This window comes from Erwinia sp. PsM31 (genome assembly GCF_030433775.1).
Taxonomy (GTDB): domain Bacteria; phylum Pseudomonadota; class Gammaproteobacteria; order Enterobacterales; family Enterobacteriaceae; genus Erwinia; species Erwinia aeris.
This window is the reverse complement of record NZ_JARUWZ010000023.1, coordinates 49,844-75,563: the sequence shown is the minus strand read 5'-3', so window position 1 is coordinate 75,563 and position 25,720 is coordinate 49,844. Positions and strand designations below refer to the sequence as shown.

The window sequence follows — 25,720 nt, the reverse complement described above, 5'->3', positions numbered from 1 at the left end:
CTGAGCATTAACCTCTGCAACACCACCTGCAACAACTTGCTGACGGGTGCGCTGTGTGTTCATTTTGGTAAGGGCTTCTCCCTGAAGCTGTGCAGTAGCCTGCATCTGAGCATTAACCTCTGCAACACCACCTGCAACAACTTGCTGACGGGTGCGCTGTATGTTCATTTGTGACAGAGCCTTACCATCAGCCTCGCTGAGCGCGCTGGTAGTAGCGGTAATTGCTGCAGGCTGACTATGGCTGATTGCCTCGCCAGATTCATCAGCGGCGGCAAGTTTGGCCCGTGAATAAGCGTCATGAACACGCTGCTGTGTGCCTGCGTCCTGATGCATGGCATTGTCAGCTATCGCGTCACCTAAGGCTGAGTTAGCTGCGGAAAATTGGTCTGCCTGTGCAGCATTGATAGAAGTAGTCGCAGCGATTACCAGCACAGCGATGGTTGAAAGTTTCATCCTGGTGTTTCCTGTTAAAGTCAGAACGCAAAGTTTTTTATCTATGCGAACAAAGTTGACACAAGTTGACACTGGGTTTTTTGCTCTATGACAACAAAGTGTGACATCAATCAAAATTTTGTTTCGATGCGGACTATCTTCTTTAACATCAGTTTTGCCAGGCGCTGCCGGGTTGGGCTAAAGAAAAGGGACTATCGTCGGTAGCCTGACGTCGGTGATAGCACCGCGACGTAATACCCGTTGCGATAGCTAACATTGCGTCATAGCGCTGCGGAACGGGCGGGCCATACGAGGGAAGGGGTTACGGCTTACAGGAAAATAGTCGTGATGGTGACTATGATAATTCTCTTACTTATCAGTCCTTGCCATTTATTCAGCGCGCTCAACCATCAGCAAATGTGTCTGTGCTGCCGACAGGTTAGCGTTGCGCTGCCGCTGCGGCAAAAAGTATACTGGGAATAGTGTTCCATTTTTTATAAAACAATAAGGCAAAAGCGTTATGGCGAAGGATGAGGTGGATAAACAGCCCGATTCGGTCTCTTCCGTACTGAAAGTGTTTGGCATTTTACAGGCGTTAGGCGAAGAGCGAGCGCACGGCATTACCGAGCTGTCACAGCGGGTGATGATGTCGAAAAGCACCGTTTATCGTTTTTTACAGACCATGAAGTCGCTGGGCTACGTTGCGCAGGAAGGCGACACGGAAAAATATAGCCTGACCCTGAAGCTGTTTGAGCTGGGCGCAAAGGCGTTACAAAATGTCGATCTGATACGCAGCGCCGATATCCAGATGCGCGAACTTTCCCGCCTCACCCGCGAGACGATCCACCTGGGCGCGCTGGAAGAAGACAGTATTGTTTATATTCACAAAATCGACTCGCTTTACAATCTGCGCATGTACTCGCGCATTGGCCGACGCAATCCGCTTTACAGCACCGCTATTGGTAAAGTGCTGCTGGCCTGGCGCGATCCGGAAGAGGTGAAAAGCATCCTGGCAGAGGTCAGCTTTCAGAAGAATACCTCCCGCACGCTTACGTCTACGGACGCGCTGATAACCCAGCTGGAACGGGTACGCGCACAGGGCTTTGGCGAAGATAACGAAGAACAGGAAGAGGGATTGCGCTGCATTGCCGTGCCGATATTCGATCGCTTTGGCGTGGTGATTGCCGGACTGAGCATCTCCTTCCCGACCATCCGTTTTACGGAAGAAGAGAAGGGCAACTATGTTGCGATGCTGCACCGTGCGGGCAGGCTGATATCGGAACAGATGGGCTATCGGGACTATCCTTTCTGAACCGACGGGCCGACAGCACTCGGCCCGTCGCGGTTTCAGTTATCGATCACTTCACTGCTTTTTTTCAGCAAAGGGCAGTCGGTGACGCCGACAATGCCGCTGTCGCTGTGCAGATACTGGGCGGTGGTCATGCCGCGAGCGGTAAGATACTGGCATTGCAGCCCCATCCCTGCGACATTCTTATGGCTTCCGGCCAGTACGCCATAGCCGGTGACCAGCAGAGCCAGCCAAATCACGACCAGCAGGCCAACAAGACGAACAAAAAATTTCATGCTTTCTCCTTTATGCGTCGGCCTTTCCCGTAGTCGCCGACGCCAGTACATTGTGAGCAGATACGCAAAACATTGTCAGCATACAGCAGTGCCGCCATAAAGCCTGCGCGAAGGTTCCTAAATTTCCATCAGCGCGCTATCAATTCGTTGATGAGCAGGTAAAATTCGGCTCATTATAATTATATGTAACATCAGGAGTATAGGTATGTTAAACGAGGTCGCCAATGGCGCGGCGGGAGCCGGCTTGCTTATCGGCATTATGCTTGTCGGGCTGGTCGCCTGGTTTTTTATTACTCGCGCCAGCGTCAGAGCTAATGAACAGATCCGCCTGCTGGAGGCGCTGCTTGACGAGCAGAAACGGCAGAACCAGCTGCTGATAAAGCTTGTCGGCGCGCGGCAGGTGCCGGCTGAAGATAACAATGAGACTGATTTTATTCGTTTAATTCCGGAGCGCTAATCGCTCCGGCACAAGGAGCACCGCATGGCCTGGCAAAACCCCTGGTACGATCCGCAAAAAGCGCACCACACGCCGGAAGGCTTCCGTAACCCTGAACAGGATCTCCGCCAGCCCGGTGATTTACAGCGCTGGCGCAAAGAGCGCAAGGCGCAGGGGCTGCCTTTTCCACCGGCGCAGGGCTACGATGCGTTTATTCGTCAGTGGTGGCAGCCTGCCGATTTAAGCGGCGAGGAGGATGCCGTCTGGTGGCTGGGCCATGCCTGCCTGCTGCTGCGCACCTCGGGCAAATACACGCTGATCGATCCCGCGCTGGCGTCGCGCGCGTCGCCGCTCCAATTTTACGGGCCGCAGCGCAAAACGCCTGCCGCGCTGAAAGTCGAAGACCTGCCCGCGTTGGATCGCGTACTGATTTCGCACAGCCATTACGACCATCTTGACTGGCCTACCATCAAACTGATCCTGCGTCATTTTCCGGACGTGCATTTTGTGGTGCCGCTGGGGCTGGCGCCCTGGTTTAAAAAACGCGGGGCGAAAAAGGTCACGCAGCTGGACTGGTGGGAAAGCGTCACCGATCGCGAAATGCAGATCTTTGCCGTTCCGGCGCGTCACTGGAGTATGCGTACGCCCTGGGATCGCAACCGCTCTTTATGGTGCGGTTGGGTAGTGAAGAGTCAGGGCGTAAATTTCTGGTTCAGCGGCGACAGCGGCTATTCCGAAAGCCTGCTGGAGATCCCGCGCAGGCTGGGGCCTTTCAACCTGGCTGCTTTGCCAACGGGCGCTTATGCGCCGCAGTGGTTTATGCGCGGACAGCATATGGATCCGGACGAGGCCATTTCGCTACATCAGGCGCTGGGCCAGCCCGTCACCATCCCCATTCATTGGGGCGTATTCGAGCTGGCGGACGAATCGCTGGACGAGCCGCCGCGCGTGCTGAGCGAAAAGATGCAGGCAGCAAAGCTGGACGAGCACCGTTTCAGCGCGTGGAAAATTGGCGCGAGGATGCCCCTTAAAAATATAAATTAAGAATAATCCTGGTAAGGGAATTTAAAATGCGTACGCGCTGATATCAATGCCGGTTAATCCAAATAGATTGATGGTACTAATGGCAATTAATCGCGAAGGGGGCTGCATTTAAATGGGGCAGGCAAAAATACATTTTCCTGATTTTGGTGCAGTTTAAATTTAAATATGAACCATATGCTCCTTTTGATACCCCAATGCCATTCTAATTTTGCGTGGCGCGGAGCCATCTTTAAATGAAGATTTTTGAGTAAGCAATGTCATATTTCTGCAATAAGCCAGATGGAAAATCGCCCGGAGCGCAGCGAGAAGCCGTAGACTTGGCAGCGGCGGCAGGCTAAGATGTGCTTAGAAAATTGCATGACCGACGGGCCTGTGCCATTCGGTTTTACTCTGGCGACGTTCAATAATTCCTTTGTTGATGTGCAATAAGTGCCGCAGACGTTTCAAATATGTGCGACAGTCCGACGACCTTATAAAAATGACTTGCCATTAATAATCGAATATGTGATAACGCTTTTGGTAAAACGGGGTACAGTTCTGTTTATGTATGGCATCTTCAGTAAAGAAGTTCTGAGTAAAGACGTTACGTTGAATACCGCTTCCTTGCCGAGCCTTAATTTATGCCTCATGCAGTTGTGTCTCTGATTTTTCTGTACGTCACGCCCCCGGGCGAATTAACACTCTAAGGAATTTGCAAAATGGCAAAGATTAAAGGTCAGGTTAAGTGGTTCAACGAGTCTAAAGGTTTTGGCTTCATTACCCCTGCAGACGGCAGCAAAGACGTGTTCGTACACTTCTCTGCTATCCAGGGCAATGGCTTCAAAACTCTGGCTGAAGGCCAGAACGTTGAGTTCGAAATTCAGGACGGCCAGAAAGGCCCTGCTGCTGTGAACGTCACCGCTATCTAATTTTCGATCTTGCCGTTGCCCGCGCGACGGTTCAGGCAAGCATCAGAATAATAAAGCCCTGCCGGTATCGGCGGGGCTTTTTCCTTTCCGGCCATGAAAACCTGCCCTGGCCTGCATATTTCCGGTAAACTGCCGCTCTTAACGTTACCGGAGAGTTGTTATGTCTTATCTTTGCCCGCTTTGCCATCATCCCTTGCTGCCCGATGCTTCCGGCTGGCGATGTGAAAACCGGCATCAGTTCGATCGGGCAAAAGAGGGCTACGTCAATCTGCTGCCGGTGCAGCACAAGCGATCGAAGCAGCCGGGCGACAGCGCCGAGATGATGCAGGCGCGACGTGAATTTCTGGATGCCGGGCACTATCAGCCTCTCCAGTCCAGCGTCTGCGATATTTTCCAGCGCATCCTGCCGCCCGAAAACGCCAGCGTGCTCGATATTGGCTGTGGCGAAGGCTATTACACCCACGCGGTGGCCGATATGCTGCAAAAAAACGGCGAGGCGGAAGTCCACGCGCTGGATGTATCCAGAGTCGCGGTGCGTGCTGGCGCTAAACGCTATCGCAACGTTCGTTTTTGCGTGGCGTCCAGCCACCGGCTGCCGTTTGCCAGCGAACAGTTTGATGCCGTGCTGCGTATCTATGCGCCCTGCAAGGCGGAGGAGCTGGCGCGGGTAGTAAAGCCCCACGGCTACGTCCTGACCGTTACGCCGGGGCCGCGTCACCTGCTGCAGTTCAAAGAGCTAATCTATCAGGAAGCACGCCTGCATGATGAAACGCCCGAAGCGTTGCCGGGCTTTACGCTGGTAGAGCAGCATTCGCTTAATTATTTAATGAGCCTTAACAGTGAGACGTCCGCCGCACTCTTGCAGATGACGCCTTTTGCGTGGCGCGCCCGTCCTGAAGTCTGGGGCGTACTGGCTACCACGCCGTCGTTTGAGGTTGAAACGGACTTTACGCTGCGCCTGTGGCAAAAGGAAAAGCCTGAGGCTGCGCAGCAGGCAGAGGCGCCTTCTTCTGGCGAATAGCGGAGCAGGGCCGTTTGTTACAGAACGGTCTTCTGTAAATGTAAGCAAATATTTTGACGTTGTCCCGTGCGCTGTTTACAGTAGAACTCCTTAATTTTTACAGGAGCCACGGGCCTGCGCCCTCCCTATGGATCGTCACCGAAGTTGTTTAACTAAGCCACCGGCCTACGCGGCCACTCTGACTTTGCCTTTTGATGGCGCTTATCTTTCCTTGTATCCAGCCATAAGCTGCGCGATGGTGTTGCCAGTTTCTTTTTTCCCTATCTCTGTTCGGAGCCTGTCATGGAATTTCTCTTAGACCCGTCAATCTGGGCCGGTCTGCTGACGCTGGTCGTCCTTGAAATCGTGTTGGGAATAGATAACCTGGTTTTTATCGCCATCCTGGCCGATAAGCTGCCGCCAAAGCAGCGTGATAAAGCCCGTCTGATAGGCCTGTCTCTGGCGCTGATTATGCGCCTGGGTCTGCTTTCTCTGATCTCCTGGATGGTGACCCTGACGCGTCCGTTGTTCAGCGTCGCGGATTTCAGCTTTTCGGGGCGCGATCTGATCCTGCTGGTCGGCGGTTTCTTTCTGCTGTTCAAAGCGACGATGGAGCTGCATGAAAGGCTGGAAAACCGTGAGCACATCGGCGGAGGCGCTAAGGGCTATGCCAGCTTTTGGTCCGTGGTTATCCAGATTGTGGTGCTGGATGCCGTCTTCTCGCTGGATGCGGTAATCACTGCCGTTGGCATGGTCAACAACCTGGCGATTATGATGACGGCGGTGGTGATCGCGATGGGCGTGATGCTGCTGGCCTCAAAACCGCTGACCCGGTTTGTCAACGCGCATCCTACGGTCGTGGTGCTCTGCCTCAGCTTCCTGTTGATGATCGGGCTTAGCCTGGTGGCGGAAGGCTTTGGCTTCCATATTCCAAAAGGCTACCTCTACGCGGCTATCGGCTTCTCTATTCTGATCGAGCTGTTTAATCAGATCGCGCGGGTGAATTTTCTTCGCCATCAGTCCAAAAGACCGATGCGTGAGCGTACCGCCGAAGCTATTCAGCGGCTTATGGGGGGACGACGCGGCGGCCATACGGATAACGGCGAACAGGAGAGCGAAACCCTCAAGCTGATGCCGCAGGAAACCTTTAAAGATGAAGAGCGCTATATGATTAACGGCGTGCTGACGCTGGCCTCGCGCTCGGTACGCAGCATTATGACGCCGCGCGGCGATATTTCCTGGGTCAACGCCGAGCGTCCGGCGGATGAAATCCGCGTGCAGCTGTTGGATACGCCGCACAGCCTGTTCCCCGTCTGCCGGGGAGAGCTGGATGAGATTGTCGGCGTCGTGCGGGCAAAAGAGCTGCTGGTGGCCCTGGAGCAGGGCATTGATGTTGCCACCTACGCTGCCGCTATGCCGCCGGTGATCGTGCCGGAAACGCTGGATCCGATCAATCTGCTGGGCGTGCTGCGTCGCGCCAGGGGCAGCTTTGTGGTGGTAAGCAATGAGTTCGGCGTGGTGCAGGGTCTGATAACGCCGCTGGACGTGCTGGAGGCGATTGCGGGCGAGTTCCCGGATGAGGATGAAACGCCTGATATCGTCGCTGATGGCGAAGGCTGGCTGGTGAAGGGCGGCACCGATCTGCATTCTTTGCAGCAGCTGCTGGATACCCAGATGCTGGTGAAGCCGGCAGACGATCATGCTTCGCTGGCGGGACTGCTGATTGCCCAGAAAGGCCAGCTGCCCCAGGCGGGCGAGGTAATAGCACTGCCGCCGTTCGCCTTCCAGATTGTCTCTGCTACCGACTATCGTATTGATCTGGTCCGCGTGACGCGGGAAAAAGCCCCGGTGGAAGAAGGCTAAACCTGACGAAACATCAGCCGCCGCCGGGCGGCTGATGTTCGCTAAGCCACTGAGGGAAACTTTCCAGCGGCATCGGTCGGGCAAACAGATATCCCTGCAACACATCCACGCCTTTCTCACGCAGGTAGGCCGCCTGAGCTGCCGTTTCCACGCCTTCCGCAACCAGGCTGATATTCAGCCGCTGCGCCAGGGAAATCACCATATCCGTAACGGTCGCGTTAATCGCGTCTGTCCCTATCGCCGCGGTAAAAACCTTATCGATTTTCAGCACGTCCGGGCTAAGCGTTTTCAGATAGGAGAGCGAACTGTGGCCGGTGCCGAAATCGTCAATCGCCAGCTTCACGCCGTTCTGGCGCAGCTGAGCCACCACGCGCTGGTCAACCTCCGGCAGCGCATCGCGCTCGGTCAGTTCCACAATCAGCTGCGGAGCCGGGTTCGCCGGCCACCAGAGCTGCTTCAAATCCGTCACGATTTGCCGGTCATGAAAATGGCTGGAAGCGACGTTGATGGCAATATGGAAATCGGAGCGGGCCGGCAGCAGCGGCAGCTGGCTGACCACCTCGGTTAACACATAACGCGTCAGCGGCGCGATTAAATTATGCCGCTCGGCCAGCGGAATAAAAAGATCCGGCGATACCCAGCCCTGGCGGTCGTTATGCCAGCGCAGCAGCAGCTCGATGCCTTCGCATTCGCCGCTGCGGGCGTTAATCAGCGGCTGGCAGTACACCATAAATTCACGCGCGTTAATGCCGTAGCTGATCTGCCAGGCAAGGCTCATGCGGTTCGCGGTCGCCAGCCAGACAATGTAGCCGGACAGCAGGCTCAGCAGCAGCGCCAGCGGCAGCTGTTCAGGCAGCGCCAGCAGCGCCAGCCTGGCGGGCGCCGGCCCATACAGCGTGACGGAAAAAGGATAGCGCAGCGAGGCGTCCTGATAGCTGACTTCATCCTCGGACGGCAGCGCTTTTTCAATCAGGGGATTGCCGTATTCCAGGCTGTGTTCGCCTACGTTGAAAATAACGCGTTCCACCCACGGCAGCTCAGGCTCAAGCAGGTAGTTGCTCATCAGCTCGATATTAACGAGTTGCAGGATCCCGGCCCTGTTGCCTGCTTCCAGCGGCGTCCACAGCAGCAGTACCGGTGATCCCTTAAGCAGATGATCGTCGGTGCTCAGCAACATTCGCTGATTGTTTACGGCCAGTTCAGGATAGGTGGCGCTGAAGGCAAGATTGGTACTGCCATAAATGCTGGAACAGTACATATTGTCCCGATCGACCAGGATAATTGATCGCACGGTTTGCAGCGAGGCCAGCTTTTCCACCAGCGGAAAACGAACCTGATCGCACGGCAGGCCCACCAGCCCCTGCGTATTATTAGCCGCCACGTCAAGCGGCGAAAAAAGGCGATCGAAACGCTGGATCGCTTTGCTGGCAAAAGTGTGCGACAGCTTTTCGATATGATTTTTTTCGACGATAAAGCGTAAAGCCAGGGTAAGGATAAGCACCAGCGCGGCGACTACTACAGCAATTAACAAGCGTCTGCGGCGAAACGCCCCAGTGGCTTCCTGTGACACTTGCATTAATGACCATCCTTAAAGCGAAACGCGAACCAGCCTGTTATCGGCAAAAGTAAGATTAAGTTTAGTCCTGAGAAATGAAAAACGGGGTTAAACAGCGGGTTGCCAACAGCAGAAATAGAGGGAAAAGGAAAGCGCCAGCGCCGCAGAGGGCGCTGGCGGAAAATCAGTCACACTGTACTTTTATCGCCAGGCCGCCGCGAGAAGTTTCACGGTATTTGGCGTTCATATCCTTGCCGGTTTCATACATCGTTTCGATCACTTTATCCAGCGAAACGCGTGCCTCGCTGGTACGCCGCATCGCCATGCGCGCGGAGTTAATCGCTTTTACCGAAGCAATGGCGTTACGTTCGATGCAGGGAACCTGCACCTGACCCGCAACCGGATCGCAGGTCAGGCCCAGGTTGTGCTCCATGCCGATTTCCGCCGCCACGCAAACCTGCTCCGGGCTGGCGCCCAGCAGCTCGGCCAGACCCGCCGCCGCCATTGAACAGGCCACGCCGACCTCGCCCTGGCAGCCCACTTCCGCGCCGGAAATCGAGGCGTTCATCTTGTACAGGATGCCGACAGCGCCCGCCGCCATAAAATAGCGGATAAAAATATCGGGACTGACCGAAGCGATAAAGTGATCGTAATAGGCCAGCACGGCCGGCACGATGCCGCAGGCGCCGTTGGTTGGGGCCGTCACCACCCGGCCGCCCGCCGCGTTCTCTTCGTTAACGGCCAGCGCAAACATGTTTACCCAGTCGATTACGTTCATAGGATCGCTGGAAAGTTTGTCGGAGGAAACCAGCAAACGGCGCAGCGCGGCGGCGCGGCGCGGTACGCGCAGCGGGCCAGGCAGAACGCCTTCGGTATTCAGGCCGCGATCGATACAGTCGCGCATACTCTGCCAGACGTCCGCGAAATAGTGTTCGATCTCCGCCCGGCTGTGCAGCGCCAGTTCGTTCTTCATCACCATACCGGAAAGCGACAGGCCGGTTTCATGACAGTGGGCCAGCATCTCTTTCGCTGAGTTGAACGGATAGGGCACCGACACTTCGTTCAGCGTGGACTGGCCGAAATGCTCTTCATCGACGATAAAGCCGCCGCCGATGGAATAGTAGGTTTTGCTGTAAATCAGCTCGTCGCCCGAGAAGGCATGAATGCGCATACCGTTTTCATGCAGGGAGAGATTATCGCTGCGAAACACCATGCCGCCTTCGCGTGGAAAATCGACTTCGTGCGCGCCGCCGGCCAGCAGCAGACGCTGTCGCGCCTCTACATCACGAATAAAGGCCGGAATGCCGTCGATATCCACACTTTCCGGCGAGGCGCCCGACAGGCCCATAATAATCGCGATATCGGTGTGGTGCCCTTTACCGGTCAGAGAAAGCGAACCGTAAACGTCGACGGCGATGCGCGTCACATCGGTTAATTTGCCCAGGCTGACCAGATCGTCAACAAACTGTTTGCCGGCTTTCATCGGCCCCACCGTATGGGAACTGGATGGGCCTATGCCGATCTTAAACATGTCGAAAACGCTAATCACATTCTGCTCCCGGGTCCGCAGTTAATCGCTGGATAATATTTAATGGTAATCATCATGTGAACGATAGTCGCATGAAATAAACTAATCTTCTGCAGACAGAAAAGTTATTGCGGGCTGCATCACACTGGCGTCCGCTGCTTTTTTCTGCCTGACCTGAACTAAGGCAAACAAAAACCGGCCCGCTATGATTCGGGGCCGGTCTTTTGCGCTGCAATATAAAGGATTTACGCTAATTGTGAAGGGGTAAGGCAAACTAAAAGAAGGAATTTGCCTGCCGTTTTGCTGTAAAGCTCTGGCAAAGCGGGCAAGCGACGCTATTTTGTGCGAAACCGCTACTCTGTTACCTGTAGGCTGAGCTGGCGGATAATGCCCGCGGTCATGCCCCAGATAAAATAGTCGTCAAACCAGGAAAGCCAGATCCGGTGCGTTATGCCGTGGCGCTGGATATCCAGCGGTGCATAGCGCCCCAGCCGGAGTGCTTCCTGAAGCGGCATCTCAAAAACCGATTCCACCTCCGCTTCATTGGCGTGCCAGGCAAGATTATCAGGCAGAATGCCTACTACCGGCGTAACCTGAAAACCGGTGCTGCTGGTCACGGGCGGCAGCACGCCGATCACCTTTACGCTTTCAGGCGGAATAGCGACCTCTTCCTGCGCTTCGCGCAGCGCGGTGTAAATCAGTGACCGATCTTCATTATCCCGCATCCCGCCGGGGAAGGCGACCTGCCCGGCATGCTTGCGTAGCGTGGCGGCGCGTCGGGTCAGCAGCAGCGCAGGACGCGGACGGTTAATAATCGGCACCAGCACCGCCGCCTGGCGCGTGGGCAGCTGAGGCACGGCAGGCTCGGGCCGCTGTAGCTGAAAACGGGTGATAAAACGCTCCAGCGCCGGTGACGCGTCAGGCATGATAGTGCTCCAGACAGGGAAGAATGCGGTTTACCTTATCGAACGTTTCCTGATATTCCGACTGCTCGTCGCTGTCGGCCACGATACCGCCGCCAGCGGTACAGTAAAGCTGGCCGTTTTCCGCCGTCAGGGTGCGGATTGTGATGCTGGTATCCATGCGGCCGCAGACGCTGAGATAACCGATGCTGCCGCACCAGGCGTTGCGGCGGTGCGGTTCAAGCTCATCGATAATAGCCATTGCCCGTACTTTAGGCGCACCGGTGATAGATCCGCCAGGGAAACAGGCGCGCAGCAGATCGCAGGCCGTAAGCCCGGGTTTCAGCGTGCCGGTAATGGTACTGACCAGATGATGCACCGCCGGGAAAGGCTCTACGACAAACAGCTCCGGCACTTTTACCGTGCCGGGTACGGCTACGCGGCCAATATCGTTGCGCAGCAGGTCGACAATCATCAGGTTTTCCGCCCGATCCTTAGGCGACTGCGCCAGCTTCTCCGCCTGACGGCGATCGGCCTGGGGATCGCTCAGGCGCGGCAGCGTGCCCTTAATTGGGCGGGTTTCGATTTCGCCCGCCGCCATATGCAGAAAGCGTTCGGGCGAAAGGCTTAAGATGGCGCTGTCCGGCAGGCGAAGAAAGGCGCTGAAGGGCGCGCGGTTCTGGCGGGTCAGCGATCTGTATGCCTGCCATTCATCGCCGCTGTAGCTGGCCTGAAAGCGCTGGGCCAGATTGATTTGATAGCAGTCGCCGCTGCGCAGCCACGCCTGCACCTGACGGAACTTCTCGCCGTAGGCTTCACGACTCATATTGGAAGCCCAGGCGCTGGTCAGGCGAAAAGGCTCGGGCACCTGCGGCGTTTGTTCATCGAGCCAGCGCAGCCGTTGCGCGGCGTCGCCATGCGTGATCAGCGTCAGGGTCTGGCGATGGTGATCGGCAATCAGCGCCCAGTCGTAAATGCCCACGGCCATATCCGGCGTGGTTAAATCCGGCTTCGCCCGCTGCGGCAGCTTCTCGAACCGCCGCCCCAGATCGTAGCCGAACAGCCCCAGCGCGCCGCCCTGAAAAGGGTAGTCGCTGCTTTCAGCCGCCTGCAAATTGCTCTCCTGCAACGTCTGATGCAGCAGAACGAGCGGATCCTGTTCGCTTTCCGTCACCAGGCCGTCACGTACTACGCAGGTCAGACCGCCGCAGGTGGTCAGCGTGGCGACGGGGTCGGCGACCATAATATCGAAGCGATTGTCGCTGTGTTCCGCAAAGCCGGAGTCCAGCAGCATCGCCCAGGGCTGATGGGCGACAACAGTAAACAGATCCCCGAGCGATTCGGGCGTATACTCCAGAGGATAATAAACAGGTGGCATGATTAAGGCAGATTAGAACTAAAACAGGCAGCAAGCCTGACATATTTTTCTGCTGCTGGCATCTGTTTGTTACGCGTGGAATAATTCCCGCGACTGAAACAGGAGCAATTATGATTAGTGGTTTACCGGCGCTGTCGCTTGAGCAGCAACAGCAGGCAGTGGAGCGTATCCAGGAGCTGATGGCCGACGGCATGAGCAGCGGACAGGCTATCCAGCTGGTGGCGGCTGAAATTCGCGAAACGCACACGGGCGAGATGATTGCCGTTCGTTTTGACGATGAAGATGAAGAGGATGAAGACGAGGCGCGCGAGCGGGCTAACTACCACGACGCTCACCACGCTGACGACGAAGAAGAAGAGTAAGTAAATGGCGCACCGCCCGGTGCGCCATAAGTTTATCTGGCGGCGACGATCTTGATCTCAACCAGATATTTCGGGTTCATCAGGCCGGCCTGCACGGTGCAGCGCACCGGCGCGTTGCCTGGCGACACCCAGGCGTCCCAGGCGCGGTTCATCGCCGGAAAATCCTCTTTGTGTACCAGAAAAATCGTGGCGTCCAGAATACGGCTTTTATCCGAGCCCAGGCGGGTCAGGATGCGGTCGATTACCGCCAGCGCGTTAGCCGTCTGCGCTTCGGCGTCCTCGTCCAGGTTTTCCGGCACGCTGGTGTAATAAATCGTATCGTTATGCACAACCGCTTCCGACATGCGGTGTTCCGGGTCAAGACGATCAATAGGCATCAGGTTCTCTCTTGTTATCACTTTAGTGGCCGATAGCCTGGCATAATGCCTGCGTGGTTGTCATCCCTCAGCATTCCTGTCGGCGGCAGGAGAATGCTATGCTGGCGCTCTGCCTTACTTTTTCTGCCTGGATTGATTATGCCCGCCATTGACGATCTTTTTCTGCGCCTGTCGCGCTCGCCGTTTCGGCAAAAATTCCATTTAGGCCACCGCGAATACCGCTATTGCCTGGACAAGGGCGAAGAGGAGATCGTCGCGCATGCTGCTGACTTTATTCGTGAGCGCCTTGCTCCCGCAGAGCCTGTTAATGACGGCAAGCAAACGCCGATGCGCGGTCATCCGGTATTTATTGCCCAGCATGCCACGGCCACCTGCTGTCGCGGCTGCCTGAGCAAATGGCACCAGATACCTGCGCACCAGCCGCTAACGGCAGCGCAGCAGGCGTGGGTTGTGCAGGCGATCCTGCACTGGCTGCGGCTGGAGATGCAGCGGCCGCAGCCTCCCGCGCCGCGCCGCAAAAAAGACCCGACAAAGGATAAACAGCTCAGGCTGCTGTAAGGCCCGTGGCGGGATGTGGCTATAAAAACGAAATATGCATTAACAAAGTTAATTGAATTGATAAAGGGAAAGGCTTGCGATTTTACCGGTAACATTCTAGTTTTGCTCTGGCAGGCAAATCCACTGGTAAAATAAGGGGTATTCGTATGCAATCTTCTAAGATTATTGTTTTAATTGAAAAAATAGCCATAGCCGTTTTTGCGGTTTTGCTGGTCTATTTTATCGCGACCGGCTTGCTTTCGGCGTCGGGCTGGGATCATAGCTGGCCTTACCCACACCGCTAAAGATGATTCTTTCACCAGGGAAAATAAAGCAGTGTTAATACTATAAGCGCCTCGCTACAGTGGCGCAGCCTCCTCCTTTTCTGACCCCCTTTCTTTGTGTCCGTTCGCGGCATAACATGCCTGATTCAGCTATAACCTTTTGATTTGTATTGGTTTGTATCCTTACGGTAATACTGCCATAATAGCCTGCTTTTTTTAACGGGCGGTGAGGATACGTGGTAAACGATTTTGCAGCAGACGGCGCGCTGGCGCAGGCCATTCCAGGCTTTAAGCCACGCGAACCTCAGCGCCTGATGGCGGAGGCGGTCACAACGGCCATCGATAACAAGCGCGAGCTGGTAGTAGAAGCGGGCACCGGAACCGGCAAAACCTATGCCTATCTGGCACCGGCGCTGCGCTCGGGTAAAAAAGTCATTATTTCTACCGGATCTAAAGCGCTTCAGGATCAGCTTTACAGCCGCGATTTGCCTACGGTCGCCCGTGCATTAGCATTTAAAGGGAAACTGGCGCTGCTGAAAGGGCGCTCGAACTACCTCTGCCTGGAGCGGCTGGAGCAGCAGTCGATGGCGGGCGGCGAGCTGGCGGCACAGGCGATGAGCGATCTGGTGCACCTGCGCGGCTGGTCGAGCGAAACGGTGGACGGCGATATCAGCACCTGCGGCGGCGTGGCGGAAGACAGCCCGGTCTGGCCGCTGGTCACCAGCACCAATGACAACTGCCTGGGCAGCGACTGTCCTCTCTATCAGGACTGTTTCGTGGTGAAAGCGCGCCGCAAAGCGATGGACGCGGATGTGGTGGTGGTGAACCATCATCTCTTTCTGGCCGATATGGTGGTAAAAGAGAGCGGTTTTGCGGAGCTGATCCCGGAGGCGGACGTGATGATCTTTGATGAAGCGCATCAGGTGCCGGATATCGCCAGCCAGTACTTCGGCCAGCAGCTTTCCAGCAAGCAGCTGCTGGATCTCGCCAAAGACATCACCATCGCCTATCGCACCGAGGTGCGTGACGCCCAGCAGCTGCAAAAATCTGCCGATCGGCTGGCGCAAAGCGCGCAGGATTTCCGCCTGGCGCTGGGCGATCCCGGCTTTCGCGGCAATCTGCGGGAAGTCCTTAATAACGCCAATATTCAGCGCGCGCTGTTGCTGCTGGACGATGCGCTGGAGCTTTGTTATGACGTCGCGAAGCTGTCGCTGGGCCGTTCGGCGCTGCTGGATGCGGCCTTTGAACGGGCGGCGCTCTATCGCGGCAGGCTGAAGCGGCTGAAAGATGTCTCGCAGCCCGGTTTCAGCTACTGGTATGAGTGCAACAGCCGCCATTTTGTGCTGGCGCTGACGCCGCTGTCGGTATCGGATCGCTTCCGGGAAGTAATGGACGAGCGCCCAGCCAGCTGGATTTTCACCTCCGCCACGCTGGCGGTAAATGAGCAGATGACCCACTTTGTTGAAAGGCTGGGCGTCGCTGGCGCAGAAACGCTGATCCTTAATAGCCCGTTCGATTTCGCCAGCCAGGCGCTGCTGTGCGTGCCGCGCAATCTGCCTTCGCCCAATCAGCCCGGTGGCGCCAGACAGCTGGCGCGCATGTTGCTGCCGCTGATCGAGGCTAACAACGGCCGCTGCTTCTTCCTTTGTACCTCGCATCAGATGATGCGCGAGCTGGCCGAGCAGTTCCGCGCCATGCTGACGCTGCCCGTATTACTACAGGGAGAAACCAGCAAAGGCGAGCTGTTAAAACAGTTTATCGCGGCAGGCAACGCGGTACTGGTGGCGACCAGTAGCTTCTGGGAAGGGGTGGACGTGCGCGGCGATGCGCTGTCGCTGGTCATTATCGACAAGCTGCCGTTTACCTCGCCTGACGATCCCTTGCTGAAAGCGCGCATGGAAGACTGTAAGCTGCGCGGCGGCGATCCGTTTGACGAGGTGCAGCTGCCGGACGCGGTTATCACGCTTAAACAGGGCGTCGGCCGCCTGATCCGCGACGTTGACGATCGCGGCGTGCTGGTGATCTGCGATAACCGCCTGGTGATGCGTCCCTACGGCGCGGTGTTTCTGAACAGCCTGCCGCCCACGCCGCGTACGCGGGATATTCAACAGGCGGTGGATTTCCTGCGGCCACAGTAATTACCCGCGCAGTATGCTATGCTGCGCGCCGAAAATTTTGTCCCGCCTGAGGTAAAAATCCATGCGAATTTTAGCTATTGATACGGCCACCGAGGCCTGTTCGGTCGCGTTGCTGAATAATGGCAAGGTCACGGCGCATTTTGAGCTGTGCGCCCGCGAACATACGCAACGTATCCTGCCGCTGGTGCAGGCGCAGCTGCAACAAGAAGCGCTGACCCTGAACGAACTGGACGGACTGGCCTTCGGTAAAGGGCCGGGCAGCTTTACCGGCGTCCGTATCGGAACCGGCATCGCGCAGGGGCTGGCTTTGGGCGCGGCGCTGCCGTTAATCGGCGTGTCGACGCTGAAGACCATGGCGCAGAGCGCCTGGCGTTTACAGGGCGCCGATCGCGTGCTGGCCGCGATAGATGCGCGTATGGGCGAAGTGTACTGGGCACAGTATCAGCGCGACGAGCAGGGCGTCTGGCAGGGAGAAGAGACCGAAGCGGTGCTCAAACCAGAGGATGCGCTGGCGCGTATGACGCAGCTGAACGGTAGCTGGGCGATGGTGGGAACCGGCTGGCAGGCGTATCCGCAGCTGAGCGCGGAGAGTACGCTGACCTTACAGGCGACCGAGGTAACGCTGCCCTGTGCGGAAGATATGATCCCGTTGGCGGCGCTTGAGCTGGCGGCAGGCAATACGGTGCTGCCGGAAGAGGCGGAACCGACCTACCTGCGCAACGAAGTCACCTGGAAAAAGCTGCCGGGCAGGGAATAAGTCTGGCCGCGCCGCGCCTTAAGCTGCGTGAAACGAGCCGGGCAGAGAAAAACTCAGCAACTAATTGGCCCGAAAGGAGTCAAAGTGACTAGTATCCCTGGAGAGTTTTTATGCGTAATAAACGGTTATTGCGGTCAGGTAGTTTGCTGTTAATTTCCCTGCTGCTGGCGGGCTGCGCCAGCGTGCCGGATTCCGTCAAAGGGCATTCGCCTACGCCGCAGCAGGATTTGGCGCGGGTGCTGAATGCGCCGCAGCTGTATGTCGGCCAGGAGTCGCGCTTTGGCGGCAAGGTGGTGAAGGTCACCAATCAGAACGGCTCGACCCGGCTGGAGATTGCCGCCATGCGGCTGGACGATTTTGCGCGTCCGCTGCTGGGCAGTCCGTCGATTGGCCGTATTTATGCGGATATCAACGGCTTTGTCGATCCTGTCGACCTCAATAATCAGATGGTGACGGTTGTCGGTACGATCAAAGGCACGGAAAAGGGCGAAATCGGCCAGGCGAGCTACCAGTTTGTCACGGTCGCCGTGACGGGCTATCAGCGCTGGCGCCTGACGCAGCAGGTTGTTTCACCGCAGCCGCCGATGGATCCCTGGATCTGGTATGGCCCGCCGCGCGGTCGCCATCGTGGCGGCTACTGGGGCCCGCCGCCGGGAATGATGTTCTATAATCCAGGGCCAGCGGAAGTGCAAACTATCCTGACCGAATAGCGCTCAGACCGAGCGTTACAGACCCGACGGCTGGTTTCCGGCCGTCGGGTTATTTTTTGGCTTCTCAAAACGAGAAGAAATTAGTGATATGCTTCGCAACCTCAAAACGGAACGGGCCAGCAAACTGGTACGCTGAGTTAATATAATGTTAACAGATGGAGCAGTTAAGAGGTTGTGATGACGACAACGTTGAGTTTCCGAGGTGTTTCCTTGAATAAGGTTTGGCTGAACCGCTACCCTGCAGATGTTCCCGCAGAAATCGATGCCGATCGTTATCCTTCCCTGATCGATCTTTTCGAACACGCCGCTAACCGCTATGCCGACAGGCCCGCCTTTATGAACATGGGCCAGGCGATGACCTATCGTAAACTGGAAGAGCGCAGCCGGGCTTTCGCCGCCTATCTCCAGCAGGGACTGGGACTGAAAAAGGGCGATCGCGTCGCGCTGATGATGCCCAACCTGTTGCAGTATCCGATTGCGCTGTTTGGCGTTCTGCGTGCAGGCATGATTGTTGTTAACGTCAATCCACTCTATACGCCGCGCGAGCTGGAGCACCAGCTTAACGACAGCGGCGCCAGTGCCATCGTCATCGTGTCAAACTTCGCCCATACGCTGGAAAAAGTGGTAGCGAAAACGCAGCTTAAGCACGTGATCCTGACCCGGTTGGGCGACCAGCTTTCCCCGGCTAAGGGCACGCTGGTTAATTTTGTGGTGCGCTATATCAAGCGGATGGTGCCGAAATACCATCTGCCGGGCGCTATCTCCTTCCGTCGCGTGCTGCAAGAAGGCTACCGGATGCAGTATGTCCGGCCTGCGATCGTGAACGACGATCTGGCTTTTTTGCAGTATACGGGCGGGACGACAGGCGTGGCGAAAGGGGCGATGCTGACCCATCGCAATATGCAGGCCAACCTGGAGCAGACCAAGGCGACCTATGGCTCGCTGCTGAAAGCGGGCGAAGAAACGGTAGTGACCGCCTTACCGCTTTATCATATTTTCGCGCTGACGGTGAACTGCCTGCTGTTTATCGATCTGGGCGGGGCGAACCTGCTGATCACCAATCCGCGCGATATTCCGGGGCTGGTGAAAGAGCTGGCGAAAAACCGCTTTACCGCCATTACCGGCGTCAACACGCTTTTTAACGCGCTGTTGAACGACAAAGACTTCCAGCAGCTGGATTTTTCCAGCCTGTCGCTATCGGCGGGCGGCGGCATGGCCGTGCAGAAAGCCGTTGCCGAACGCTGGGAGAAGCTTACCGGTCATTATCTGCTGGAAGGTTACGGCCTGACGGAGTGTTCGCCGCTGGTTTCGGTGAATCCTTACGATATCCGTTACCACAGCGGCAGCATCGGCCTGCCGGTGCCGTCGACCGATATCCGCATCGTGGACGGCGAGGGTAACGAGGTAGCGCCGGGCGAACCGGGCGAGCTTTGCATTAAAGGGCCGCAGGTTATGCCGGGCTACTGGAATCATCCGCAGGCCACCGGCGAGGTGCTGAAAAACGGCTGGCTGCACAGCGGCGACATTGTTACCGTCGATGCGGAAGGATTTATTCGCATCGTCGATCGGAAAAAAGATATGATTCTGGTTTCCGGTTTTAACGTTTATCCTAATGAGATCGAAGATGTGGCTATGCTGCATCCCAAAGTGCGCGAGGCGGCGGCGGTAGGCGTTCCTGATGCGGTAGCAGGCGAGACGGTGAAGATCTGCGTGGTAAAAAAAGACGCCTCGCTGACCAAAGAAGAGTTAATCGCCCACTGTAAGAAGCATCTGACCGGATATAAAATTCCTAAGATTGTCGAATTCCGCGACGAGCTGCCGAAAACCAACGTCGGCAAAATTTTGCGCCGCGAGCTGCGCGACGCGTCGGCAAAAACGACGCCGTAGCCGTAGTCAGGCGCACGCCAGTAACTTCTACGCCGGTTAAGCCGGCGTTTTTATTGAACCACACTGAGGCACAAGAAGCCGCAGCGAGAGGATCACCTTGAATTACACCATGATAACCACCAACGAGGCGCTGGCCGAAGTGTGCCAGGCCGCCCGTCAGGTTCCCGCCGTGGCGCTGGACACCGAGTTTGTTCGCACCCGCACCTATTATCCCGGCCTTGGACTGATTCAGCTGTTTGACGGCGAGCGGGTTTCACTGATCGATCCGCTTCCCATCAGCGAATGGACGCCGTTTCGTGAGCTGCTCCTCGATCAAAACGTCATTAAATATCTGCACGCGGGCAGCGAGGATTTGGAAGTTTTCCTGCATGAGTATGGCGTGCTGCCGGAACCGATGATTGATACGCAAATCCTGGCTGCTTTCACCGGCCGGCCGCTCTCCTGCGGTTTTGCCACCATTGTGGAATCTTTTACCGGCATCGCGCTGGATAAGAGCGAATCGCGCACCGACTGGCTGGCACGTCCGCTGACGGAAAAGCAGTGCCACTATGCCGCCGCGGACGTCTGGTATCTGCTGCCGATTGCGCAGAAACTGATGGCGGAAGCCGAAGCGGCCGGTCGGCTCAACGCCGCGCTGAACGAGTGTGGCCTGCTGTGTCAGCGTCGCCGTACCGTTGTGGTGCCGGAAGAGGCCTGGCGCGACATCGCCAATGCCTGGCAGCTGCGTCCTCGCCAGCTTGCCGCGCTGCGCCTGATGGCCGCATGGCGTCTGGAGCTGGCGCGTGAAAAAGACATGGCCGTGAATTTTGTGGTGCGGGAAGAGAACCTCTGGAAGGTGGCGCGGTATATGCCGGGTTCGCTGGGCGAACTGGATCACCTTGGCCTGGGCGGCCAGGAAATACGATTCCACGGCAAGGCGCTGGTGGCGATGGTGGCGCAGGCCAATGCGCTGCCGGAAAGCGAACTGCCAGAGCCGGTCGCTAACCTGATCGACAATCCCGCCTATAAAAAAGTCTTTAAAGCGCTGAAGGCACTAATGGCGGAAGCGGCGGAGAAAAACGGCGTCAGTCAGGAACTGCTGGCCTCGCGGCGGCAGATTAATCAGCTGCTGAACTGGCACTGGAAGCTGAAACCGATGGGGACGCCGGAGCTGCTCGACGGCTGGCGGGGCGATCTGCTGCGCGACGACATTCTGGCGTTGCTGGCAGATTATTAACGACGCGGGCTGCCCGCAGCCCTTTTCCCCTGCAAACAGGCAGGGGAAAGTCAGGCGTGGCAAAGGCTCATTTCGGGGTTTCTTCTGCCTCGGGCAGCGTCACGTTAAGCTCCAGAATGGAGATATCGTCATCTTTCTGATCCAGTTTAACGCTCAGCATTTCCGGATCGATCTTCACGTATTTGCAGATAACTTCCAGAATGTCTCTTTTCAGCTGCGGCAGATAGTGAGGCTCGGCGTCGCCCCTCCTGCGCTCCGCCACGATAATCTGCAGCCGTTCCTTGGCTATATTGGCTGTGCTTTTTTTACGGGATAAAAAGAAATCAAGTAAGGCCATGTTTTATCCCCCAAACAGGCGTTTCAGGAAACCCTTCTTCTCTTCTTCAATGAAGCGGAAGGGACGTTCTTCACCCAGAAGACGATCGACGGTATCGGCATAGGCTTTGCCCGCGTCGGAATCGATATCCAGAATGACCGGTTCGCCCTGGTTAGATGCGCGCAGCACGGACTGATCTTCAGGGATCACGCCCGCCAGCGGAATGCGCAGGATCTCCAGCACGTCTTCCATGCTCAGCATATCGCCGCGGCTAACGCGCCCCGGATTGTAACGGGTGAGCAGCAGATGTTCTTTAATCGGATCCTGACCGTTTTCCGCGCGGCGAGACTTGGAAGAGAGAATGCCGAGAATACGGTCGGAGTCGCGGACAGAGGAGACTTCCGGGTTGGTGGTGATAATCGCTTCGTCAGCGAAATAGAGCGCCATCAGCGCGCCGGTTTCAATACCCGCCGGTGAATCGCATACGATGAAATCAAACGCCATCGTGGCTAAATCGTTAAGCACTTTTTCCACGCCTTCGCGGGTCAGGGCATCTTTGTCACGCGTCTGTGAAGCAGGCAGGATAAACAGATTTTCAGTACGCTTATCTTTAATCAGCGCCTGATTAAGCGTGGCGTCACCCTGGATGACGTTAACGAAATCGTAGACTACCCGGCGCTCACAGCCCATGATCAGGTCGAGATTTCGCAGACCGATATCGAAATCGATCACGACGGTTTTTTTACCTTTCTGGGCTAAACCGGTAGCGATGGCCGCGCTGGACGTGGTTTTGCCCACGCCTCCTTTACCCGATGTAACAACAATAATGCGTGCCATATAATAATTTTCCTTAAGAAAAGAAAGGGCTCGTGAGCCTGGCTCAGTTCAGTGTCTGTATAGTCAGGGCGCCATCTTTTAAGCAAAGACGTGACGCTTTTCCAAAAAATTCAGCAGGGATTTGGTCCATAATCCAGTACTCACCGGCAATGGACACTAACTCTGCGGATAAATTCGTGCAAAAAATCTGGCAGTCGCGATCGCCGCCGGCCCCGGCTAAGGCCCGGCCGCGCATCATGCCATAGATATGGATATTGCCGTCGGCTATCAGTTCGGCACCCGCGCTGACGCTGCTGGTGACGATCAGGTCGCTGTTTTTCGCGTATATTTGCTGGCCAGAGCGAACGGGCGCGTTGATGACGCGCGTTCTGGCCGCCGGGATCTCAACGGGCTTAGCCGGCTCCGGCGCTTCAGGCGCGGGCTTTTGTTCTTTGCCTTCAGACAGCAGCGGCAGACCGGCGCGCACAATCATGCGCTTGAGCGCCTCGTCTTTGCAGCCGCTGACGCCGACAATATGCAGGCCGGTCGACGCGATAGCCTGCTGCATCTGCCGCCAGTTAACCTCGCTGGTTAAGGTGGAAACATTCAGCACAACCGGCGCGTTTTTCAGGAAAGCGGGAGCCTGGCTGACTTTATCCTGAAGCGCCTGGCGCACCACATCCGCATCGTGGTGGTGTAAGTGAACTACAGACAGAGTAAAACTGCTGCCCTTTAACTCGATTGGCGTTTGTGACATCTGTCCCGCTCAGTCCTGTTATTTCAAATCCCGGCGAAATCTCCGTCAGAGTGACGGTTAATCGCGCCCGGACGATATTCCGAAGTTCAGCAAGCATGTTATAGTTACTGCTATATTCAGGCAAGCCACCGACCAGGTTAATTCGAGTAAAAAATATGTTTTGTGTGATCTACAGAAGTCCTAAACGTGACCAGACTTATCTTTATGTTGAAAAAAAAGACGATTTCTCGCGCGTGCCTGCTGAACTGCTTCAGGGATTTGGTAAACCCCAGCTGGCGATGGTCCTGCCGCTGGACGGCAGTAAACGCCTGGCCAATGCGGACCAGGCAAAAGTGAAAACGGCGCTGCTGGAGCAAGGTTATTATTTACAGGTGCCGCCGCCGATGGAAAGTCTGCTTAAGATGCATCTGGAAAAAGGTAAAAAAGATTAATTAGGAATCATCTGCAAGCTATTTTCCCACCGCTTTTCTTCCCGCCGGATATTATTGACGGCGGGAAGCACGTAAAAAGGGCCTTTTATGAAGCAACCTCTCTTCACCACGCTTATTTTTTCCCTGCTGCTGGCCGGCTGTGCCAGCAAGAACAGTAAAGCCCTTGAGAAAAAAAACGCCGCGCCGGCGCAGCAGAAAACCACGCTGGCCGCAACCGGGCGCGATCCGGCGGAGTTTCCCGCCTATGTCGAGGAGCTTAAGCGCCAGGCGCGGGAGCAGGGCATAGATGCCGCCACTATCGACACTGCCTTCAGCAATATTCATTTCGTCGACCGCGCTATTTCTGCCGACCGTAACCAGTTAGAAAAGAAAGTCACGCTGGACGACTATCTGACGCGCGTGCTGCCGGAATGGAAAAAGCAGCGTGCGCGCGAAAACTTCCAGCAGTATTTGCCGCAGCTGCAAACGGCCAGCCAGCGTTATGGCGTGCAGCCGGAATATATAGTGGCGCTTTGGGCGATGGAAAGCAGCTTCGGCAAAATCCAGGGAAAAGAAGAGATCGTCTCTGCGCTCTCTACGCTGGCTTTTGAAGGACGCCGCGAAGCCTTCTTCACTAAAGAGCTGATGGCGGCGCTGCGGATTATTCAGCAGCAGCATATCAGCGCGGCGCAGATGAAGGGCTCCTGGGCTGGCGCGATGGGGCAGAATCAGTTTATGCCTTCTTCTTTCCTGCGCTACGGCGCGGACGGCGACGGCGACGGGCAAATCGATATCTGGAATAACGTGGAGGATGTGTTTGCTTCTACGGCCAACTATCTGGCAACGGAAGGCTGGAAGCCCGGCGGGCGCTGGGGCCAGGAGGTGATCCTGCCGGTCGATTTTGCTAAAGCGCAGGCAGGGCTGAAAACCGACCAGGCGAAATCGGTTGGCGACTGGCAAAAACTGGGCGTACGCTTCAGCGATGATGCGCCGCTGCCGGATAATGCGCAGCGCAGCTGGATTATTTTGCCCGACGACGCGCCGGGCCGGGCCTTTATGGTTTACGACAACTTCCGCGTCATTATGCACTGGAACCGATCATATTATTTCGCCATCAGTATCGGCATGATGGCCGACGCCATTTCTCAACAGGATGTGGTCCACTGACCACTCACGCAAACAGGCAGGGGAACAGTATGTATCAGCATCATAACTGGCAGGGCGCTTTATTAGATTACCCGGTGAGCAAAGTGGTCTGCGTAGGCAGCAACTATGCAAAACATATTAAAGAGATGGGCAGCGCGACGCCTGCTGAGCCTGTCCTGTTTATCAAGCCGGAAACCGCGCTGTGCGATCTTCGTCAGCCGCTGTCGATCCCGAAAGATCTGGGCGCGGTGCATCATGAAGTTGAGCTGGCAGTGTTGATTGGCGCCACGCTGAAACAGGCAACGGAAGAGCACGTGGCGAAAGCTATTGCAGGCTACGGCGTGGCGCTGGATTTAACGCTGCGTGACGTGCAGGCCGGCTGTAAAAAAGCGGGACAGCCGTGGGAAAAAGCGAAAGGCTTCGACAATTCCTGCCCGGTTTCCGGTTTTATTGCCGCCAGCGAGCTGGGCGCCGATCCGCAGGATATCGAGCTAAAGCTGATCGTCAATGGCGAAGTGCGTCAGCAGGGTTCCACTGCGGATATGATCCATAAAATCCTGCCGCTGATTGCCTATATGAGTAAGTTCTTCACGCTGCGCGCGGGCGATATTATCCTGACCGGCACGCCTGAAGGCGTTGGCCCGATGTCCTCTGGCGATACGCTGGAAGTGTCGCTGGGCGGACGCGGCGTGGCGACGCGCGTGCTGTAAGACTTGCAACTCAGGCCCGAACTGTTTATAAGGTGCGGGCTTTTAACTAAACAGGACAGCAAAATGAGTGATACCCCTTTCTGGCAGCAAAAGACGCTGGAGCAAATGAGCGATGAGGAATGGGAATCCCTGTGCGACGGCTGTGGCCAGTGCTGTCTGAACAAGCTGCAGGATGCCGATACGGATGAAATCTACTTCACTAACGTCGCCTGCAATCAGCTGAATATTAAAACCTGCCAGTGCCGTAACTACGAACGCCGCTTTGAGCTGGAAGAAGACTGTATCAAGCTGACGCGCGATAACCTGCCGACGTTTTCCTGGCTGCCGCCGAGCTGTGCTTACCGGGTGCTGGCCGAAGGCAAGAATCTGCCCGTCTGGCATCCGTTGCGCAGCGGCAGCAAGGCGGCGATGCACGCGGCACGTATTTCTGTTCGCCATATTGCCGTACGCGAAAGCGAAGTGCAGGACTGGGAAGATCACATCATCAATAAGCCGCGCTGGTACGGTAAATAGACTGATTTGAAAGGATTAGCTTAGCTTGCGCTGCTCTGGAGCATGGGTGGGGCATCGCAGGTGGATTTGGCGTTTAAAAGGCCAGTCTGATCCACGCTGTTTTTGCTTATCTGTTTGATTGGCCGCACATGGCGAACATCATCTGTAACGGAGC

The 25,720-nt window shown here is 56.2% G+C and carries 28 protein-coding genes; 18 read left to right on the top strand and 10 right to left on the bottom strand.

The features are described 5' to 3' along the window. Positions 1-453 (bottom strand): hypothetical protein (locus tag QCD69_RS16590; protein ID WP_301252799.1); only part of this gene is annotated, 453 nt, incomplete at its 3' end. Between the two features lie 499 nt (positions 454-952). Between QCD69_RS16590 and kdgR the strand changes: the two genes are divergently transcribed. After that, positions 953-1,744: a DNA-binding transcriptional regulator KdgR gene (gene kdgR / locus QCD69_RS16585; RefSeq protein ID WP_253460823.1), complete on the top strand. Its 792-nt coding sequence runs from the start codon at positions 953-955 to the stop codon at positions 1,742-1,744. A gap of 35 nt (positions 1,745-1,779) precedes the next feature. On the opposite strand, the gene QCD69_RS16580 is transcribed toward kdgR, so the two are convergent. Beyond that, on the bottom strand, positions 1,780-2,016 hold the full coding sequence (locus QCD69_RS16580; protein WP_253460826.1) for a YobH family protein: 237 nt from the start codon (positions 2,014-2,016) through the stop codon (positions 1,780-1,782). Positions 2,017-2,221: 205 nt separating this feature from the next. On the opposite strand from QCD69_RS16580, the gene QCD69_RS16575 reads away from it, so the two are divergent. From QCD69_RS16575 to QCD69_RS16555, 6 genes are all read left to right on the top strand, one after another. Further along, entirely contained in the window at positions 2,222-2,473 is a 252-nt protein-coding gene (locus QCD69_RS16575) for a YebO family protein (protein WP_253460829.1), read from the top strand. Positions 2,474-2,497: 24 nt separating this feature from the next. Beyond that, entirely contained in the window at positions 2,498-3,496 is a 999-nt protein-coding gene (locus tag QCD69_RS16570) for an MBL fold metallo-hydrolase (protein WP_301252797.1), read from the top strand. Positions 3,497-4,039: 543 nt separating this feature from the next. Then, positions 4,040-4,141, top strand: a complete 102-nt coding sequence (locus tag QCD69_RS22885; protein ID WP_253461303.1) for a DUF2627 domain-containing protein — start codon at positions 4,040-4,042, stop codon at positions 4,139-4,141. 53 nt (positions 4,142-4,194) lie between these two features. Then, complete coding sequence (gene cspE, locus QCD69_RS16565; protein ID WP_001062678.1) at positions 4,195-4,404, top strand: transcription antiterminator/RNA stability regulator CspE; 210 nt, start codon at positions 4,195-4,197, stop codon at positions 4,402-4,404. Between the two features lie 160 nt (positions 4,405-4,564). Continuing rightward, positions 4,565-5,425 (top strand): 23S rRNA (guanine(745)-N(1))-methyltransferase, encoded by an 861-nt coding sequence (rlmA, locus tag QCD69_RS16560; protein ID WP_301252796.1) that lies wholly within the window; start codon positions 4,565-4,567, stop codon positions 5,423-5,425. Between the two features lie 282 nt (positions 5,426-5,707). Beyond that, positions 5,708-7,267, top strand: coding sequence for a TerC family protein (locus QCD69_RS16555; RefSeq protein ID WP_301252794.1), 1,560 nt, complete (start codon positions 5,708-5,710; stop codon positions 7,265-7,267). 13 nt (positions 7,268-7,280) lie between these two features. On the opposite strand, the gene QCD69_RS16550 is transcribed toward QCD69_RS16555, so the two are convergent. From QCD69_RS16550 to pabB, 4 genes are all read right to left on the bottom strand, one after another. Further along, a complete protein-coding gene (locus tag QCD69_RS16550) occupies positions 7,281-8,843 on the bottom strand; it encodes an EAL domain-containing protein (RefSeq protein ID WP_253460841.1) in 1,563 nt (520 codons plus the stop codon). Between the two features lie 163 nt (positions 8,844-9,006). Next, on the bottom strand, positions 9,007-10,371 hold the full coding sequence (sdaA, locus tag QCD69_RS16545; protein ID WP_253460844.1) for an L-serine ammonia-lyase: 1,365 nt from the start codon (positions 10,369-10,371) through the stop codon (positions 9,007-9,009). 332 nt (positions 10,372-10,703) lie between these two features. Beyond that, positions 10,704-11,276, bottom strand: a complete 573-nt coding sequence (locus QCD69_RS16540) for a CoA pyrophosphatase (protein ID WP_253460847.1) — start codon at positions 11,274-11,276, stop codon at positions 10,704-10,706. Next, positions 11,269-12,630, bottom strand: a complete 1,362-nt coding sequence (pabB, locus tag QCD69_RS16535) for an aminodeoxychorismate synthase component 1 (protein ID WP_301252792.1) — start codon at positions 12,628-12,630, stop codon at positions 11,269-11,271. Before pabB ends, QCD69_RS16540 begins: the two co-directional genes overlap by 8 nt. A gap of 110 nt (positions 12,631-12,740) precedes the next feature. On the opposite strand from pabB, the gene QCD69_RS16530 reads away from it, so the two are divergent. Next, on the top strand, positions 12,741-12,992 hold the full coding sequence (locus QCD69_RS16530) for a YoaH family protein (protein WP_253460853.1): 252 nt from the start codon (positions 12,741-12,743) through the stop codon (positions 12,990-12,992). A 32-nt stretch (positions 12,993-13,024) separates the two neighbouring features. Here QCD69_RS16530 and QCD69_RS16525 read toward each other — a convergent pair whose 3' ends face one another. After that, positions 13,025-13,369 (bottom strand): RidA family protein, encoded by a 345-nt coding sequence (locus QCD69_RS16525; protein WP_301252791.1) that lies wholly within the window; start codon positions 13,367-13,369, stop codon positions 13,025-13,027. Between the two features lie 138 nt (positions 13,370-13,507). On the opposite strand from QCD69_RS16525, the gene QCD69_RS16520 reads away from it, so the two are divergent. The 6 genes from QCD69_RS16520 to rnd all read left to right on the top strand — a co-directional run bounded on the left by QCD69_RS16520 (position 13,508) and on the right by rnd (position 20,898). After that, positions 13,508-13,927, top strand: a complete 420-nt coding sequence (locus QCD69_RS16520) for a DUF4186 domain-containing protein (protein ID WP_253453664.1) — start codon at positions 13,508-13,510, stop codon at positions 13,925-13,927. A 499-nt stretch (positions 13,928-14,426) separates the two neighbouring features. Next, complete coding sequence (locus QCD69_RS16515; protein ID WP_253453668.1) at positions 14,427-16,328, top strand: ATP-dependent DNA helicase; 1,902 nt, start codon at positions 14,427-14,429, stop codon at positions 16,326-16,328. Positions 16,329-16,389: 61 nt separating this feature from the next. Continuing rightward, positions 16,390-17,085, top strand: coding sequence for a tRNA (adenosine(37)-N6)-threonylcarbamoyltransferase complex dimerization subunit type 1 TsaB (gene tsaB / locus QCD69_RS16510; RefSeq protein ID WP_253453671.1), 696 nt, complete (start codon positions 16,390-16,392; stop codon positions 17,083-17,085). 110 nt (positions 17,086-17,195) lie between these two features. After that, positions 17,196-17,795 carry a Slp family lipoprotein gene (locus QCD69_RS16505; RefSeq protein WP_253453674.1) on the top strand — a complete coding sequence of 200 codons (600 nt, stop codon included), beginning with the start codon at positions 17,196-17,198 and terminating at the stop codon, positions 17,793-17,795. A gap of 210 nt (positions 17,796-18,005) precedes the next feature. Continuing rightward, positions 18,006-19,682, top strand: coding sequence for a long-chain-fatty-acid--CoA ligase FadD (fadD, locus tag QCD69_RS16500; protein ID WP_253453677.1), 1,677 nt, complete (start codon positions 18,006-18,008; stop codon positions 19,680-19,682). Between the two features lie 109 nt (positions 19,683-19,791). Next, complete coding sequence (gene rnd / locus QCD69_RS16495) at positions 19,792-20,898, top strand: ribonuclease D (RefSeq protein WP_253460948.1); 1,107 nt, start codon at positions 19,792-19,794, stop codon at positions 20,896-20,898. Positions 20,899-20,965: 67 nt separating this feature from the next. Here the strand turns inward: rnd and minE are convergent, their stop codons facing one another. The 3 genes from minE to minC are packed head-to-tail and all read right to left on the bottom strand — an operon-like array spanning position 20,966 to position 22,787. After that, positions 20,966-21,235, bottom strand: coding sequence for a cell division topological specificity factor MinE (gene minE, locus QCD69_RS16490; RefSeq protein ID WP_253453681.1), 270 nt, complete (start codon positions 21,233-21,235; stop codon positions 20,966-20,968). Between the two features lie 3 nt (positions 21,236-21,238). Then, the gene (gene minD, locus QCD69_RS16485) at positions 21,239-22,051 is read right to left on the bottom strand and encodes a septum site-determining protein MinD (protein WP_125287791.1); all 813 of its coding nucleotides are present in this window, start codon (positions 22,049-22,051) and stop codon (positions 21,239-21,241) included. Between the two features lie 43 nt (positions 22,052-22,094). Next, positions 22,095-22,787, bottom strand: coding sequence for a septum site-determining protein MinC (minC, locus tag QCD69_RS16480; RefSeq protein WP_253453685.1), 693 nt, complete (start codon positions 22,785-22,787; stop codon positions 22,095-22,097). A 155-nt stretch (positions 22,788-22,942) separates the two neighbouring features. On the opposite strand from minC, the gene QCD69_RS16475 reads away from it, so the two are divergent. From QCD69_RS16475 to QCD69_RS16460, 4 genes are all read left to right on the top strand, one after another. Beyond that, positions 22,943-23,218 carry a YcgL domain-containing protein gene (locus QCD69_RS16475; RefSeq protein WP_253453688.1) on the top strand — a complete coding sequence of 92 codons (276 nt, stop codon included), beginning with the start codon at positions 22,943-22,945 and terminating at the stop codon, positions 23,216-23,218. A gap of 87 nt (positions 23,219-23,305) precedes the next feature. Further along, positions 23,306-24,364 carry a lytic murein transglycosylase gene (locus tag QCD69_RS16470; protein WP_253453691.1) on the top strand — a complete coding sequence of 353 codons (1,059 nt, stop codon included), beginning with the start codon at positions 23,306-23,308 and terminating at the stop codon, positions 24,362-24,364. Positions 24,365-24,393: 29 nt separating this feature from the next. After that, positions 24,394-25,053 (top strand): fumarylacetoacetate hydrolase family protein, encoded by a 660-nt coding sequence (locus QCD69_RS16465; protein WP_301252788.1) that lies wholly within the window; start codon positions 24,394-24,396, stop codon positions 25,051-25,053. Positions 25,054-25,116: 63 nt separating this feature from the next. Next, the gene (locus tag QCD69_RS16460; RefSeq protein WP_253453697.1) at positions 25,117-25,566 is read left to right on the top strand and encodes a YcgN family cysteine cluster protein; all 450 of its coding nucleotides are present in this window, start codon (positions 25,117-25,119) and stop codon (positions 25,564-25,566) included. Positions 25,567-25,720 lie beyond the last annotated feature (154 nt).